The 14,662-nt window shown below is 69.3% G+C and carries 13 protein-coding genes; 8 read left to right on the forward strand and 5 right to left on the reverse strand.

All coding sequences use genetic code 11. The features are described 5' to 3' along the window. The first annotated feature begins 288 nt into the window (after positions 1 to 288). Entirely contained in the window at positions 289 to 540 is a 252-nt protein-coding gene (locus tag OID54_RS26890) for a chaplin (RefSeq protein WP_329023577.1), read from the forward strand. Between the two features lie 148 nt (positions 541 to 688). Here OID54_RS26890 and OID54_RS26895 read toward each other — a convergent pair whose 3' ends face one another. Together OID54_RS26895 and OID54_RS26900 are read right to left on the reverse strand one after the other, a co-directional pair. Further along, positions 689 to 1,081: a RidA family protein gene (locus OID54_RS26895; protein WP_329023579.1), complete on the reverse strand. Its 393-nt coding sequence runs from the start codon at positions 1,079 to 1,081 to the stop codon at positions 689 to 691. A 198-nt stretch (positions 1,082 to 1,279) separates the two neighbouring features. Continuing rightward, on the reverse strand, positions 1,280 to 2,179 hold the full coding sequence (locus OID54_RS26900) for a hypothetical protein (protein ID WP_329023581.1): 900 nt from the start codon (positions 2,177 to 2,179) through the stop codon (positions 1,280 to 1,282). A gap of 297 nt (positions 2,180 to 2,476) precedes the next feature. Here OID54_RS26900 and OID54_RS26905 point away from each other — a divergent pair, with 297 nt between their 5' ends. From OID54_RS26905 to OID54_RS26930, 6 genes are all read left to right on the forward strand, one after another. Continuing rightward, complete coding sequence (locus OID54_RS26905; RefSeq protein ID WP_329023583.1) at positions 2,477 to 4,705, forward strand: MMPL family transporter; 2,229 nt, start codon at positions 2,477 to 2,479, stop codon at positions 4,703 to 4,705. A 53-nt stretch (positions 4,706 to 4,758) separates the two neighbouring features. Continuing rightward, a complete protein-coding gene (locus OID54_RS26910) occupies positions 4,759 to 5,343 on the forward strand; it encodes a GNAT family N-acetyltransferase (RefSeq protein ID WP_329023584.1) in 585 nt (194 codons plus the stop codon). A gap of 79 nt (positions 5,344 to 5,422) precedes the next feature. Further along, positions 5,423 to 6,058, forward strand: a complete 636-nt coding sequence (locus OID54_RS26915) for a hypothetical protein (protein ID WP_329023586.1) — start codon at positions 5,423 to 5,425, stop codon at positions 6,056 to 6,058. Positions 6,059 to 6,122: 64 nt separating this feature from the next. Further along, positions 6,123 to 6,902, forward strand: a complete 780-nt coding sequence (locus OID54_RS26920; RefSeq protein WP_329023588.1) for a GNAT family N-acetyltransferase — start codon at positions 6,123 to 6,125, stop codon at positions 6,900 to 6,902. Between the two features lie 155 nt (positions 6,903 to 7,057). Beyond that, positions 7,058 to 7,228 (forward strand): hypothetical protein, encoded by a 171-nt coding sequence (locus tag OID54_RS26925; protein WP_329023590.1) that lies wholly within the window; start codon positions 7,058 to 7,060, stop codon positions 7,226 to 7,228. An 83-nt stretch (positions 7,229 to 7,311) separates the two neighbouring features. Beyond that, on the forward strand, positions 7,312 to 10,407 hold the full coding sequence (locus tag OID54_RS26930) for a helix-turn-helix transcriptional regulator (protein WP_329023591.1): 3,096 nt from the start codon (positions 7,312 to 7,314) through the stop codon (positions 10,405 to 10,407). Positions 10,408 to 10,653: 246 nt separating this feature from the next. Here the strand turns inward: OID54_RS26930 and OID54_RS26935 are convergent, their stop codons facing one another. The 3 genes from OID54_RS26935 to OID54_RS26945 form a co-directional block, all read right to left on the reverse strand. Next, positions 10,654 to 10,980 (reverse strand): DUF6191 domain-containing protein, encoded by a 327-nt coding sequence (locus OID54_RS26935; RefSeq protein WP_329023593.1) that lies wholly within the window; start codon positions 10,978 to 10,980, stop codon positions 10,654 to 10,656. Positions 10,981 to 10,997: 17 nt separating this feature from the next. After that, positions 10,998 to 12,173, reverse strand: a complete 1,176-nt coding sequence (locus OID54_RS26940; protein ID WP_443055680.1) for a PQQ-dependent sugar dehydrogenase — start codon at positions 12,171 to 12,173, stop codon at positions 10,998 to 11,000. A 188-nt stretch (positions 12,174 to 12,361) separates the two neighbouring features. Next, entirely contained in the window at positions 12,362 to 13,621 is a 1,260-nt protein-coding gene (locus tag OID54_RS26945) for an aldo/keto reductase (RefSeq protein ID WP_329023594.1), read from the reverse strand. An 89-nt stretch (positions 13,622 to 13,710) separates the two neighbouring features. Between OID54_RS26945 and OID54_RS26950 the strand changes: the two genes are divergently transcribed. Further along, on the forward strand, positions 13,711 to 14,658 hold the full coding sequence (locus tag OID54_RS26950; RefSeq protein ID WP_329023595.1) for a 2-hydroxyacid dehydrogenase: 948 nt from the start codon (positions 13,711 to 13,713) through the stop codon (positions 14,656 to 14,658). Positions 14,659 to 14,662: the final 4 nt, after the last annotated feature.

Genomic DNA, 14,662 nt, shown 5'->3' on the forward strand with positions numbered 1-14,662 from the left:
CCAACACACTCAGGTCCAGGGCCTTGCCGCACGAAAGTGCGGTAAGGCCCTTTCCGTGTGCCCGAGTTCGGTGTGCCGGAGTTCGGTGTATCGGAGTGCGCTGTGCGTGGGGGTTCGGTGCGTGGGGGTTCGGTCAGGGGCCGGCGCCGGGGCCGGGCGCCCTGGACGCCGCCCGTCGGATGGGGTGTGCCCGCGGGGGTGACCCGCCCACCGAGGGATGAATGCCGACAACGGACAGCAACACGCCGTTGCATGGCCTCCTCTGTCGTCCACCAAAGGGAGCCCCCGATGAACCTCCGCACCGCCGCCCCAGCCCTTGCGCTGGTGATCAGCGCGCTCGTGGGCGGGGCCGGAACCGCCGCAGCACACAGTGACGCCGACGGCGCTGCCGTCGACTCTCCGGGCGTGCTGTCCGGGAACACGATCCAGATTCCGGTTCGGATTCCCCTCAACATCTGTGGGAACACTGTCGACGTCCTCCTCGGGGTGCTGAACCCCTCTGGCGGCAGCCTGTGCATCAACTCGTCCGACGGGCACTGACGAGAAGGCTCGCTGCGCGGGGGCGGCGCCTTGCTGACGTACCGACGGGTGGGTGCCTCCGGTGCCGGAAGCACCCGTCCCGGACATCGAGGGCCAGCCCTTCAGGACGCCAGTCGACCACTTCAGTCGACCACTTCAGTCGACCACTTCAGTCGACCACGGCGTCGAGTTCGATTTCGACGAGCCAGTCGGCATCGATGAAGCGGGACACCTCAACGAAGGTGCAGGCCGGCCGGACCGTCGCGAACCGCTCTCCGTGCGCCCGTGCGGCGTCCTTCCAACGGGTCACGTTCGTGAGCATGATGCGGGTCCGCACGACGTCCCCCGGTGTTGCCCCGACTGCTTTCAACGCGACCACGGCAATGTCCAGGCACCTCACGGTCTGGGCGTAGACATCGCCCTTGCCCACGGTGCGACCGTCGTCCCCGATGGGCGCGGTGCCGGCGACCGCGACATGTGCCCCTTTGCGGATCGCCCGGGAGAATCCGATCTCGGCTTCGAGCGGCGAGCCGGAGCCGGCCGTCTGACGAACAGAGTCCATCCGGCCATGCTGGCAGAACACAGCAGCGTTGAAACAGATCCCTACAGGAATACAGATCCCTACAGGAATACAGATTCCTAGAGGAATGCGGGTTGCTTGCCCGTCCGCCACGAACCAGCGGTCCGGCTGGTGCTTCCGTTCCTGACCGGGCAGCCACAACCCGGCCGGTCCTACGAACGGCCTGTTCGGCGAACTCCTTCAGTGCCGCACTCCGAGCCCGGGCAGGAGCAGTTCGCCACGGTCCTTGCAGCTGACGTCCCGGGCCCGCAGCTCCTTGGGTTCCCGGGTGCCCCGCGCGTGCAGCTCCGCTATCGCGAGTCGGGCGACCTCCGCCGCCTCGGCCCGCTCCGGATCCGGGAATTCGGCCTGCCACCAACCCCGGTCGCGCGAGTGCCAGCCGCGGTTCTGCATCACGCGCGCACGCTCCTCGTCGTCCGCTCCGTCCCGGTCGTCCACCGATACCTGGAGTCCTTCGGCCAGGGCGTAGGAGAGGTGTATCTGTCGTCCTCGGTCGGCGCCGCTGGTCAGACTGAAACCCGCCCAGTCCCCGCCGACCTGTACCGCCAACTGCTCCACCCAGGCGGTGAGCAGTAGCGTCAGCGCGCTCTCGAAGTGCTTGAGGCTCGATGCCATACGACCGGTGGTGCGCTCGGCGGGTGGTTCCCCCGGGCCGCTGCGGTCCAGCTGCCAGATGTAGGGCAGGAGGTCGAAATCGTGCTGCTCCTCGGCTGACCAGGCGCCGCCCCATTGGAAGATCCGCATCTCCTCGGCCTCCAGGGCGTCGGTGCGGTGCACCGAGAGCTCCGCACCATGGGGGCGACCGGCGAGCAGAACGATGCGGTCGGGGTCGCGCCAGCGGATGTGGGGGCCGGAAGCGGAACCGCCGTAGAGCGTCGGCTCTCCGATCCGGGCGACGATCGCCCCGTACACCTCGCGAAATGATTCGCGGCGCATCCGCAGGGTGGTGTGCGGTGCGTGGGCGAGCACCGGTACGGGGCCGTATCCGAGGTATGCGCCGGGGGCTTCGTGCAGTGCCATGGCGAACTCGGCTGCCTCGCTCGGACGGAGGATCGGCTGATTGGTCCCCGTGGTCTCCATGCCGTCCATCGTGCCAGCCGCCTCTGACAACCTCCGTTGCACAAAGGGTCTTTTGTGGTCAGTAGTTGGCTATTCCTGTCATGTTGAGGTCAAAGTAAACACTGCGTAAGTCACGCCTCGGTGACCCCATTGTTCACTTCTGAACTACCTTGGCTCAGCTGCCACTGTGAGTAAGCCCACGAATGGTGGCCGAACGGACAAAGGATCACCATTGACTGTCAGAGTGTCTGCGTAGGTCATGTGTTCTTTGCGGGTCGTTTCCGATAAAGATCCAGGAACCACCCAGGGAGCATTCCGTTGGCAGCGATCGCCCGGTGGTGCATCAGGCACCGACTCGTCACCGTATTGCTCTGGGCGTTGGCTTGTGTGGGTGTCGCGGCTGCGGCGGGTACCACGGGAACGGCGTACTCGAACAACTACGAGGTCCCGGGTACGGAATCCGGTCGGGCAGCCGAACTCCTCGCCGAGGGCTTCCCCCACCAGAGCGGCGACGGCGGCACCATCGTCTGGCACACCAACGAGGGCAGCGTCCGGGACGCGGACGTCCAGCAGAAGATGTCGGGGATGCTCGACTCGGTGGCCGCACTCCATTCCGTCGCCGATGTCAGTGGTCCCTATGAGCCCGCGGGTGCCGCCCAGATCAGTCCGGACGGACGCACCGCCTACGCCTCCCTCACCTTCGAGCAGGGCCTCGGCGACGTCCCGGACGCCCATGTGCAGAGCGTGATCGACACCGCCCAGGCCGCGCGCAGCGATGGCGTCCAGGTCGAACTCGGCGGTACGGCGGTCGGGCCGATGGAGGCGCCGTCCGGGCACCTCGCCGAGACGGTCGGGGTCGCCGTCGCCGCCCTCGTGCTCTTCCTCGCCTTCGGTTCGCTCGCGGCGAGCCTGCTGCCCATCGCCACCGCCCTGGTCTCCGTGGGCACCGCGTACGCGGGCATCGCCCTGTTGAGCCAGGTGATGACCGTGGCCGATTTCGCACCCATGCTCGGACTGCTGATCGGGCTCGGCGTCGGCATCGACTACGCACTGTTCATCGTCACCCGACACCGTAAGGGGCTCCAGTCCGGGCTCTCGGTCGCCGACGCCGCCCGCGAGGCGGTCGCCACCACCGGTCGTGCCGTGGTCTTCGCCGGTGCCACCGTCTGCATCGCCCTTCTCGGCATGCTCATCCTGCGGCTCGACTTCCTCAACGGCGTGGCCATCGCCGCCAGCCTGACGGTCGTCCTGACCGTGGCTGCGTCCGTGACCCTGCTGCCCGCCCTGCTGTCCTTCATCGGCATGCGAGCCCTCAACGGACGGGAGCGCCGCCGGCTGGCCGAGCGTGGCCCTCGCCCCGAACTGCCGACCGGGTTCGCCGCCCGGTGGTCCGCCTACGTGGAACGTCACCCCAAGCTGTTGGCCGTGGTCGCGGTGGCGGTCATGGCGGTCCTGGCACTTCCGACGCTCTCCCTGCACCTCGGCACCTCGGACCAGGGCAACAATCCGGCCACGTCCACCACCCGCAAGGCGTATGACCTCCTCGCGCACGGCGGTCCCGACCAAGGCGGCGACGGCGGATTCGGCCCCGGGGTCAACGGGCCCCTCACTCTGGTCTCCCGGCTCGACACCAGTGCCGAGCGGCTCGCGGTGCAACGGCTGCCCGAGGCGCTCAGTGGAGCGGAGGGCGTCGCTTCGGTTGGACCGGTCACGTACAACACCGGCGGCGACACGGCCGTGGTCACCGTCGTCCCCACCTCGTCACCGCAGTCGAAGGCCACCAGCGAACTCGTCGACCGACTCCGTGACGACCTGGTGCCCGCGGCCGTGGACGGCACCTCGCTCACCGTGCACATCGGAGGGGTGACCGCGGGCTACGACGACTTCGCGGCCATCATCGTCGACAAGCTGCCGCTGTTCGTCGGTGTGGTCATCAGCCTCGGCTGTCTGCTGCTGCTGGTCGCCTTCCGCTCCGTCGGCATCCCGCTGAAGGCGGCGGCGATGAACGTGGCGGCCGTCGCCTCCTCCTTCGGTGTCGTCGTCGCGATCTTCCAGTGGGGCTGGGGCAGCGAACTGCTCGGACTCGGTCCTGGCGGCCCGATCGAACCGTTCCTCCCGGTCATCATGGTCTCCGTCCTCTTCGGTCTCTCTATGGACTACCAGGTCTTCCTGGTCAGTCGGATGTACGAGGAGTGGCTGGAGACGGGCGACAACCGTCGGGCGGTACGCGTCGGTCTGGCCGAGACCAGTCGTGTGATCAACTCCGCGGCCGTGATCATGATCTCGGTCTTCCTCGCCTTCGTCCTCAGCGGCGATCGGGTCATCGCCATGTTCGGGATCGCGCTCGCGGCAGCGGTGGCCCTCGACGCCTTCGTCCTGCGTACGCTGCTGGTGCCGGCCCTCATGCATATGCTCGGGCGGGCGAACTGGTGGCTGCCGGGCTGGCTGGACCGCATGCTGCCGAAGATCACCGTCGAACCGCGGAGCTGCGAGGCCCCGGCCGTGCTCCAGCGGCGTACCAGCGATGACGAACAACTCGTCCCGTAGCCGTAGCCGTAGACCGACCGCCGTACGCATCCACACGCAAGGGGAAGACCATCATGTTCGCCGTGCCGCTTCAGACCCCGGGAGACGAGAGCGCTCACCTGCGCCCCCTGGAACCCTGGCAGGCGTCGGAATTCCTCGCCCACATGGACCGCGGCAGACAGTACATCGGCACGTACATCGGTCTCCCGGACGTCGTCACCGATGCGGAATCGGCCCGTTCCTTTCTCCGTTCCTATGCCGACAAGCAGGCCGCCGACACCGGCCGGATCTACGGGATCTGGTGGAACGGCACGCTGGTCGGCGGAGTCCTGTTCCGCATCTTCGACGCGACGACGGGCACCTGTGAGGCCGGTTGCTGGCTCGAACCGTCGGCCGTGGGCCGCGGGCTGGTCACCCAGGCGGTGCGCACCATCGTCGACTGGGCGGTCGAGGAGCGCGGGATGCACCGGATCGAATGGGCGGTCTCGGCGGGGAATGCCGCGAGCATCAAGGTGGCACGACGCCTCGGCATGACCCGGGACGGCGTGCTGCGACAGTCGTACCCGCACCGCGGCGTCCGCCATGACACGGAGGTGTGGTCGGTGCTGGCGCCCGAATGGCGACGGGCCGGGTCGGGTGCATCGGACGCGGCGGTCTGAACCGGCGAATCGTTCCCGCGACGGGGACGGTCCCGCCGCGTTAAGGGGACTCTCAGATAGGGCGCCTAGCGTGCGCCCTATGAACACCAAGGACACCGAGAAGACGGACGGTACGACGGCGACCGGGCAGACCGTGGAAGAGGCCGTTCCAGCTGCTTCCGCCGAGGAGAGCAACGGGTCGAACCGCGAGACCGGTGCAGACGCCCAGGACGGGCGGGAGGCGCACTCCGACGACGATGTGTCCGCAGCCGCCACACCCACCGCCGAAACTGACGCGGCTGACGCAGCTGACGACGAGATCGAAGATGCTGAGGCCGGTGCGGCGAACAGTGCCCGTTCCTCCGGGCTGCTCTCCGCCGCGGCCGGCATCGTTGCAGCCGGCCTCGGCGTCGTCGGCCTCACCGGCAGTTGGACCGGCCGGGTCGCCGCCGAGCGGCAGACGCTCCTCGGACAGATCGAGACCTCGGAGGGCGGCAGCACCGCCGAACGGATATCCGCTCTCTACGGGGACGCCTGGCACGCCACCGCCCTGGTGAACGGCATGTTCGCCCTGGTCGCCCTGATCGTGGGCCTGACCGTGCTCACCCGCCCGGGCAAGCCGGGCTGGGTACGGGCCTTCGGTCTGGGCGGCGCGGTGCTCGGTGGACTCGGCCTGCTGATCTCGATCGCCATGTACTTCGATCTCATCCTCAGCCTGCCGGCGGCCGGCTCCTAGCCGACCCGCGTGCCGCCCGCCGAATGCAGTCGCGCGGCGCCGGGGCGGCTGCTTCACTGCCCGGATGGACCATGACGACCTCCTCGCCCTGTTCGACCTTCGGATGCGCGAGGAGGCGCGCCCGGACGCCCCGGGTGCGGTGGTCGAACGCGTCGGCGCGGTCGTACGGCAGACCGGTGCGGCAAGCGATTGGAACGGCGTCCTCTGGTCCTCCCTCGACCGAGCGACGGCCGATGCCGCCATCGCCGAGCAGGTGCGCCATTTCACCGCGTTGGGTCATGACGTCGAATGGACGCTGTACGGGCACGATGAGCCCGACGACCTCGGCGAGCGACTGCGTACGGCCGGATTCGTTCCGGAACCCGCCGAGACCGTCATGGTCGCGGACGTCAGCGACCTCTCCTACGGGAGCGAGATGCCCGAAGGGGTCGCCCTGGTCGACATCACCACGGCCCGGGACGTGACACTGCTGACCGAGGTCCACCGGGCGGCGTTCGGCACCGATCCCGGCGCCCTGCACGCCCGGTTGCTGCGACAGTTGGACCTGGACACGGTGTTGATGACCGTCGCGGTGGTGGACGGCCAGCCGGTCAGCGCGGCCCGCCTTGAGGTCTCACCCGGCACCGGCTTCGCCGGCCTCTGGGGCGGCGGCACGCTGCCCGGCTGGCGGGGCCGAGGCATCTACCGCGCACTGGTCGCCCATCGCGCTGCCGCCGCTGCGCGGCGCGGGGCCCGCTTCCTCCGGGTGGACGCCTCCGAGCAGAGCCGTCCGATCCTGCTCCGCCTCGGATTCACCGCGCTGACCAGCACCACGCCTTACGTACGTCCCGCCACAGCCCGGTAGGACCCGCCCGTTGGGACACCCCGGCTAAGGCCCCTCATCGCACCCTCTAAGGCCCCCTCCACGCCCAAGATGAGGCAGCGGCCCGATGCGGTGCACCCCCCTGGGAGAAGAGATTTGGTGGCACACACCATCCGATCCAACCCACGGAGGACACCGTGTTCGAGTACCGACTCCAGGAGATCCGCAGGGCCGACCTGATCAAGGCGGCCGAGGCCCATCAGCTCGCCCGCGACGCACGCCGAGCCCGCCGCACTGAAAGACGAGCGACAACGGAAGGGAAGGGCCCGGTGACGGGCCCCGAAGAGCGATTCGTACGCGTCGCCTGACCCTTGGCATGGACCGCCACCATCCAATCGAAGTACACGAGCACCAGAACGCCATGTCAGAACCCTGGATGCACCAGAACGCCATGTCAGAACCCTGTGCGATGCTCGGTCCCGTGGAGAACAGGTCGATCAGTCCCGTGTTCGTCGGGCGCGCACTGGAGCTGTCCGAGCTGACCGACGCCCTGGTGCGTGCCGGTGGGGCTGCGGCGGGCACCGGCCCCGGCGTGCCGCAAGCACTGCTCGTCGGTGGTGAGGCCGGGGTCGGCAAGACCCGCCTCATCGAGGAACTGACGACCGAAGCCTGCCGTCGGGACGCCGTCGTCGCGATCGGCGGGTGCGTCGAGATCGGCGCGGACGGACTGCCGTTCGCGCCCTTCTCCACGGCCCTGCGCTCGCTCAACCGTCTGCTGCCACAGGAGCTGGCCGCGGCGGCAGCAGGCCAGGAACAGGAGCTCGCCCGACTTCTGCCCGAGCTCGCCGAACGACCCGAGGGCGACCGGGACCGACAGGACGACGAGGGCCTCGCCCGCCTCTTCGAGCTAACCGCACGGCTCCTGGAGCGGCTGGCCGCCGACCGTACGGTCGTCCTCGTCCTGGAAGACCTGCACTGGGCCGACACCTCCACTCGCAACCTGCTCGCCTACCTCTTCCGCACCCTGCGCCGCGGACGGCTGGTCATCATCGCCACCTACCGATCCGACGATGTGCACCGTCGTCATCCGCTGCGCCCACTGCTGGCCGAGCTGGACCGGCTGCGGGCGGTGCAACGGATCGGGCTGACCCGGTTCACCCGTGACGAGGTCCACTGCCAGCTCGCCGGAATCCTCGATTCCGAACCGGAGCTCGAACTGGTCGAGCAGGTCTACGAGCGCTCCGACGGAAACGCCTTCTTCGTCGAGGAACTGGCCCGCAGCATCGCCGACAACTGCGCCGGGGGTCTCAGCAGTTCACTGCGCGACATCCTGCTCGTCCGCGTGGAGGCGCTTCCCGAGGACTCACAGCGCATCGTGCGGATCCTCGCCGAAGGCGGCTCGACCGTGGAGTACGGGCTGCTGTGCGCCGTCGCCCGACTTCCCGAGGACGATCTGATCGAGGCGCTGAGGGCTGCTGTCGGTGCGAACATCCTGCTGGCCACCGCCGATGGTGACGGCTACCGCTTTCGTCACTCACTGGCCCGTGAGGCGGTCAGCGACGACCTCCTGCCCGGCGAGCGTTCCCGCCTCAACCGCCGCTACGCCGAAGCGCTGGAGGCCGATCCGCTCCTCGTCCGGGACGAGGAGCGCGCCATGCGGCTCGGCAGCTACTGGTATCAAGCACACGATCCGGCCAAGGCTCTCCCCGCCGTACTGGACGCATCGGTCGAGGCATGGCGGCGCCACGCCTACGCCGAGCAGTTGCGCCTCCTGGAGCGTGCCATGGAGCTGTGGGACGGCGTTGCCGAATCCCTGCGCGCGACCCTCTCGCCCCTGGACTGCGTGGGACAGTGCGCGCCGACCATCCGCGACCTCGCGAGCACCCCGCTGACCTTTCTCGACCTGATGGCGGAAGCGACGGTCGCCGGCCGGCTCTGCGGCGAGCGGGAACGGGCACTGAAGATCGCCAAGCGCGGTCAACGGCTCGCCCAGACGGAGGAGGACCCCTTGCGGGCCTCGTGGTTCGCCGTCCAGCGCTCCCGACTGATCTCGGCGCTTGGCAGGGGTGACGGCCTGGCCGAACTCCACGAAGCAAAGGAGCTGGTACGGGGGTTGCCCCCGTCCGCCGCGCACGCCGAGGTGCTGGCCGCCACGGTCAATTGGAGTCGGCTGCGGCCGTCGGGCCCGGACGACCTCGCAGACGCCGAGCGGGCCGTCGCCTACGCCCAGATGGTGGGGGGCGAGGAGAACGAACTCCTGGCCCGACTCGCCCTCGGCGGACTTCTCGTCGACGCGGGCGACCTCCAGCGAGGCTTCGCCGAGATGTACCGGGTGGCGGAACGATCCGTTGAACTGGGGCTTCCTTCGCTGATCGCCGCCTCGCACATCAATCTGCCGTCCGCACTGGAGGGAGTGGGCCGCTCCCAGGAATCGGTGGACGTGCTCCTCAAGGGGCTTGAGCTCTGCCGTCAGTACCGTCTGCGCGACAACGAGTCCTGGGTCCTTGGGAACCTCGCCGAGTCCTACTACTCGCTAGGTCGGTGGGACGAGATGCGGGACGCGGCGCAGCGGGCCCTGCGGATCGCGCTCAGCCCCAAGCCCCGCGGGTATGCCGCGACCCGGCTCAGCGAACTCGCCCTCGGCCAGGGCGAGACGGACAAGGCGGCGGAGTACCTCCGAACTGCCCGGGAGCACTTCGGCACACACGATCCCCTGCTGCACAGCTCCCTGCGGCTGGACGCGATCGAGTTGGGCATCGAGGTCGCCAGGGGAGGGGTGCTGGAGGCGAGGGAGCGCTTCCGCCAGGTCGAGGAGGGCGGCTTCCCCCCGGGCGTCCAGCGCTATGCCTGGCCGCTGCTGCGCACGATGGCCGCTCTGGAGGCCGATACGCGCGGGCTGCCCATCGCCGAATCGGGCCGTGCCGCTGCTCTTGCGCTGGTTCGGAAGGCCGCCCGGACCGCCACCACCGGAGCACCCATCTGGCTGGCGTACGACGGCTGGGTCCGGGTCGAACTCCTGCGTGCCGAGGGGCGCGACACCGCACGGGACTGGGCGCAGACGCAGGCGGCCTTTGAGCTGCTGGACTATCCCTATGAATTGGCCAGGGTGAGGCTGCGCTCGGCGGAGGCTCTGCTGCCGGCTGAGCGCGCTTGTGCCACGGAGCTCTTGCACCGCGCCGCCGAGACGGCCAGGGCGCTCGTTGCGGAGCCGTTGTGCCAGGAGATCGCGCTCCTGGCACAACGGGCGAGGATCTCGCTGGAGGCCCCTTCCCCATCTGCGGCTCTGTCGGCTCCGGAGCCCCCGATGGCTCCGGCGGGCCCCGAGTTGGGGCTCACGCCCCGAGAGGTGGACGTCCTTGCGCTGGTCGCTGCGGGGCGCAGCAATCGGCAGATAGCGGAGGCGCTGTACATCTCGCCGAAGACGGCGAGCGTCCATGTCTCCAACATCCTGGCGAAGCTCGGTGTCTCCGGTCGGGTCGAGGCGGCGGCACTCGCTCACCGACTGCGACTCTTCCCGACTCTTGAAGAGGGGCAATCCTCGGCCTGACTCCAGGGCATCGCCGACTCCTCGAATCCTCGACTCCTGGCCTCGCCTCGATCCCCGGGGCAGTGTCGACTCGCCACTCCTGCTGGATCCCCGCCCAGCACGCCGACCCAGCAACCTGGCCCAGCGGTCCAGCAGCCCCGTCCAGCGCTCCGGCTGGATCCCGGCTCGGCCCCCGAGCCATGGCCGCACCGACACCCCCGGGGCTACTGGTCAGACAGGCCCGCCCCACAACAGGGCAGACACTCCCTAGCGGTCTTGCTCCTCCAGATCCAGCGGGCCGCGGTGCACCCGGGGGACCGGTGGAAGGACTGCCGCCATCGGTGAGGCGGAGGACAGGACCGGACAGTCGACGGGGGTGGCCTCCTCAGGCGTGGCATCCGCTCCAGCGCCAACCGGCCCTGCGGTGCCACGCACGGTCACCTTGCCCGAAGCCAGATCGATCGGCCCGCGGGCCGGGTCGCTGTCACCGACCTGCGTTCTGGTCAGTGCCAGCCGGTTGCGCTCCTCGGCCAAGTGCTTGTTGCCCGGAGCGAAGACCTCATCCCACGCGGAGAGCCCAGAGAATCCAGTCATCGTGGACGAGCCACCTCCTATGTCACATCCAGCCGGAGGACCTTGTCGTCACCCGGCTCGGGCGTGCCCCGGGTGTCCGTCTCGCTGGTGATCAGGAGGAGCTGTGAACTGCCGGTCGCCACCACCGTGCGCAAACGCCCGTACTTCCCTTCCAAGAACGCCTGGGGATCGGCCGAAGGTTCCTTGCCCGCGAGGGGAATCCGCCAGAGCCGCTCGCCTCTGAGCCCAGCCATCCAGATCGACCCCTCCGCATAGGCGATGCCGCTCGGGGAGGCTTGGTCAGTGGGCCACTGGGCGACCGGGTCCACCAGGCCCGGCTTACCCGCCTTGCCCTCAGCTCGGGGCCAGCCGTAGTTCTTTCCCGGCTCGATCAGATTCAACTCGTCCCAGGTGTTCTGGCCGAACTCGGCCGCCCAGAGCCGCTTGTCCGCGTCCCAGGCCAGACCCTGCACATTGCGATGCCCCAGGGAGTAGACCAGGGAGCCCTCTTCCGGATTCCCCGGGGCCGGTTGGCCGTCCGGGGTCATCCGCAGAATCTTGCCGCCGAGCGACTCCTTGTCCTGCGACATACCGGTCTCGCCGGTCTCGCCCGTGCCCGCGTAGAGCATCTTGTCCGGACCGAAGGCGATGCGCCCGCCGTTGTGCACGACCCCCTTGGGGATGCCCCGCAGCACGGTGTCCGGCGCGCCCAACTGCTGCCCCGCGGGCTTGCGTTCATCGAGGAGCATGCGGGCGACGCGGTTGTCCCCCATGGTGGTGAAGTAGGCGTACACCGATCTGTCCGAAGCGAAGGACGGTGAGACCGCCAGACCCAATAGCCCGCCCTCACCACCTGCCGCCACTCCCGTCACCGAGCCGACTGCGCTCTGCTTCCCTGTCTCCAGGTCGACACGGGTGATCGTCCCCTCGTCCCGGGAGCCGACCAGAAGGTCACCACCGGGGAGGACGGCGGCCCCCCACGGGGACTTCAGGTTCTCGGTGAGAGTGGAGACCACCTTGACCGAGCCCTTCGCGGGCGGCGCGGGTGTCGAGGGGCTTCCGCCCGGGCTACGGGACGCGGAAGAGGCAGAGGGGGAATCCTCCCGCTTGGGCTCGAACAGCTGGCCATCGCCGTCCGATGAGCACCCCGTGATCGCGAGCGCCACCAGGGCTCCCAGCACGGTCGCGACACCAGGTCGTTGCCGACGTTGCACAGTTTCGATCCCTTCGACGGCTGATGAGCTGCCTCACTACCCTTCTTACACCGCCCGCCCGCCCGAGGTTCCCGATCCCGCCCCATGAAATGCCCGGGCCACCCGAGCCGCACGCCGCTGCTCCGCCGCTGCCGCTGTCGCCCTTCCACCCTCGTCACTCTTCTAGCCGTCGCCCGGCTCCGAGCCGGTCAGTCCCACGACCCCTTGGCAGGCGGCAGTTCGTGGATCTCGTCCAGATCCCGCGCCGACAGGGTGAGCCCCGCTGCTCCGGCGTTCTCCACCGCCCACTCCACCCGCTTGGTTCCCGGCACCGCCACCACGTGCCGCCCCTGCGCCAACACCCACGCCAGCGCCACCTGAGCGGGTGTGGTGCCCGTGCCGTGGCGCGCCGCTATCCGTCGCAGTCCGGCCACCACGGGCTGGTTCGCCGCCATCATCTCCGCCGTGAACCGTGGATGCCGGGCCCTGATGTCATCCGGTTCGAACCCCTGCCCCGGTGTCAGCGTTCCGCTCAGGAACCCGTTCCCCAGCGGCATCGCGGCGAGGAAGCCCACACCGCGCGCCTCGCACCACGGCAGCAACCGTTCCAGCGCCTCCGGAGCCCACACCGACAGCTCGGCCTGGACGGTGCTCACCGGGAACACCTGCTGTATCCGCTCCAACTGGCGGATCGTTCCCGCATGCGCATGCGGGAACGATCCGCCAGTCGGGCCGCTCGCCGCCGAACCCGCCGGGAACGCGCCGCTCGTCGAGAAGGTGGCACCCGTCGGGAACGCGGTCCCATCCCCCTGTGCGCCCATTGAGAACCCCGGGCCCGCCCCGCCCGACCCGGACCCCGCTTGTGCTCTGACCTGGCCACCGGAGCCCGGGCCCGGGTACGGCACGTCTCCCAGGCCCGTCGACCGGGCGGTACCGCGCCACCGGCCGCCACGTGCCGTTGTGTCCGTCGAGGCCGATCCGGCCCCCGCCCCGTGCGCGCCGAGCGCACAGACACCGAGCGCACGCACCTTCCCCGCGCCCACCAGCTCCGCCATCGCCCCCCAGGTCTCCTCCACCGGCACCTCGGGGTCCGCACAGTGCAACTGGTACAGATCGATCACGTCCGTCTGGAGGCGTCGCAGCGATGCATCACACGCCCGTCTGACGTACCCGGGCCGCCCGTGGGCGACCACGTGCCGGTCTCCCACCAAGAGGCCGACCTTGGTGGAGACGAAGGCGTCCCGCCGTCGTTCCCGCAGCACCCGTCCCAACAGGAGTTCATTGGTGAACGGCCCGTACATGTCGGCCGTGTCCAGCAGGGTGGCGCCGGCGTCGAGCGCGGCGTGGACCGTGCGCAGTGACTGTTCCCCGTGCCGCCTGGAGGCGGTGTAGGCCCAGTGCATCGGCATGCACCCGAGTCCGACCGCGCCCACCGCCAGCGCCGCTGCGCCGATCGTCCTGCGCTCCAACTGCCCGTATCCCTCCCTCGACCGCCCCCAAACTAACCAATGCGGATCACCCCTCTCCGCCCAGGCTCCCGACGACTAGCCTCGTGACCATGACCGCAGACATATGGCTCTCCCTTCCGGCCGACGAGATCGAGGGTCTGCCCTCGACGGACGACGCCGGGTTTCGCTACCGGTTCTGGAACGGAGGTCCGGAGTTCCCCGCCGATCCGGCGGACTGCGTCTTCTACACCGTTCCCTACCTCCAGCCGGGGGTAGCGCTCCGTCCCCTGCCGGCGATGACGTCCGTACAGGTCATCCAGACCCTCTCGGCGGGCATCGACCATGTCGAGCCGGGTCTGAGCGCGCTACACCCCGGGGTGCGGCTGTGCAACGCCAAGGGGGTCCACGACGCGTCGACGGCCGAGCTTGCACTGACCCTGCTGCTGGCGTCGCTGCGCGGCATCCCCGGCTTCGTCCGCGGACAGGATGCAGAGGAGTGGCGGTCGGGCTTCTATCCGGCGCTCGCCGACTCCTCGGTGCTGATCGTCGGCTACGGATCGATCGGCGCGGCGATCGAAGACCGGCTTGCGCCCTTTGAGTGCGCGCGGGTGGCGCGCATCGCGCGCTCTGCCCGCACTACGGCGCGCGGTGAAGTGCGCCCATTCACCGAAGTGCACTCTCTGCTCCCGGACGCCGATGTGGTGATCCTGTCGACTCCGCTCACGGAGGACACCAGGGGGCTGGTGGACGCCGAGTTCCTGGCCCGGATGAAGGACGGAGCACTCCTGGTCAACGTGGCCAGGGGCCCGGTCGTCGATACGAAAGCCCTGCTGGCAGAGGTGGGGACCGGCCGTATCACCGCCGCACTCGATGTCACCGACCCGGAGCCGCTACCGCCTGGCCACCCCCTGTGGCATGCCCCCGGAGTGCTCATCAGCCCTCATGTCGGCGGCTCCACCTCGGCCTTCCTGCCGCGCGCCAAGAAGCTGCTCGCAGCTCAGGTCGGCGCCTTCGTCGCCGGTGAGCCCGTGCACAATGTCGTACTGACCACGGAGTAATGGC

The sequence above is a fragment of the Streptomyces sp. NBC_00690 genome, from assembly GCF_036226685.1.
In the GTDB taxonomy this organism is placed as follows: Bacteria; Actinomycetota; Actinomycetes; order Streptomycetales; family Streptomycetaceae; genus Streptomyces.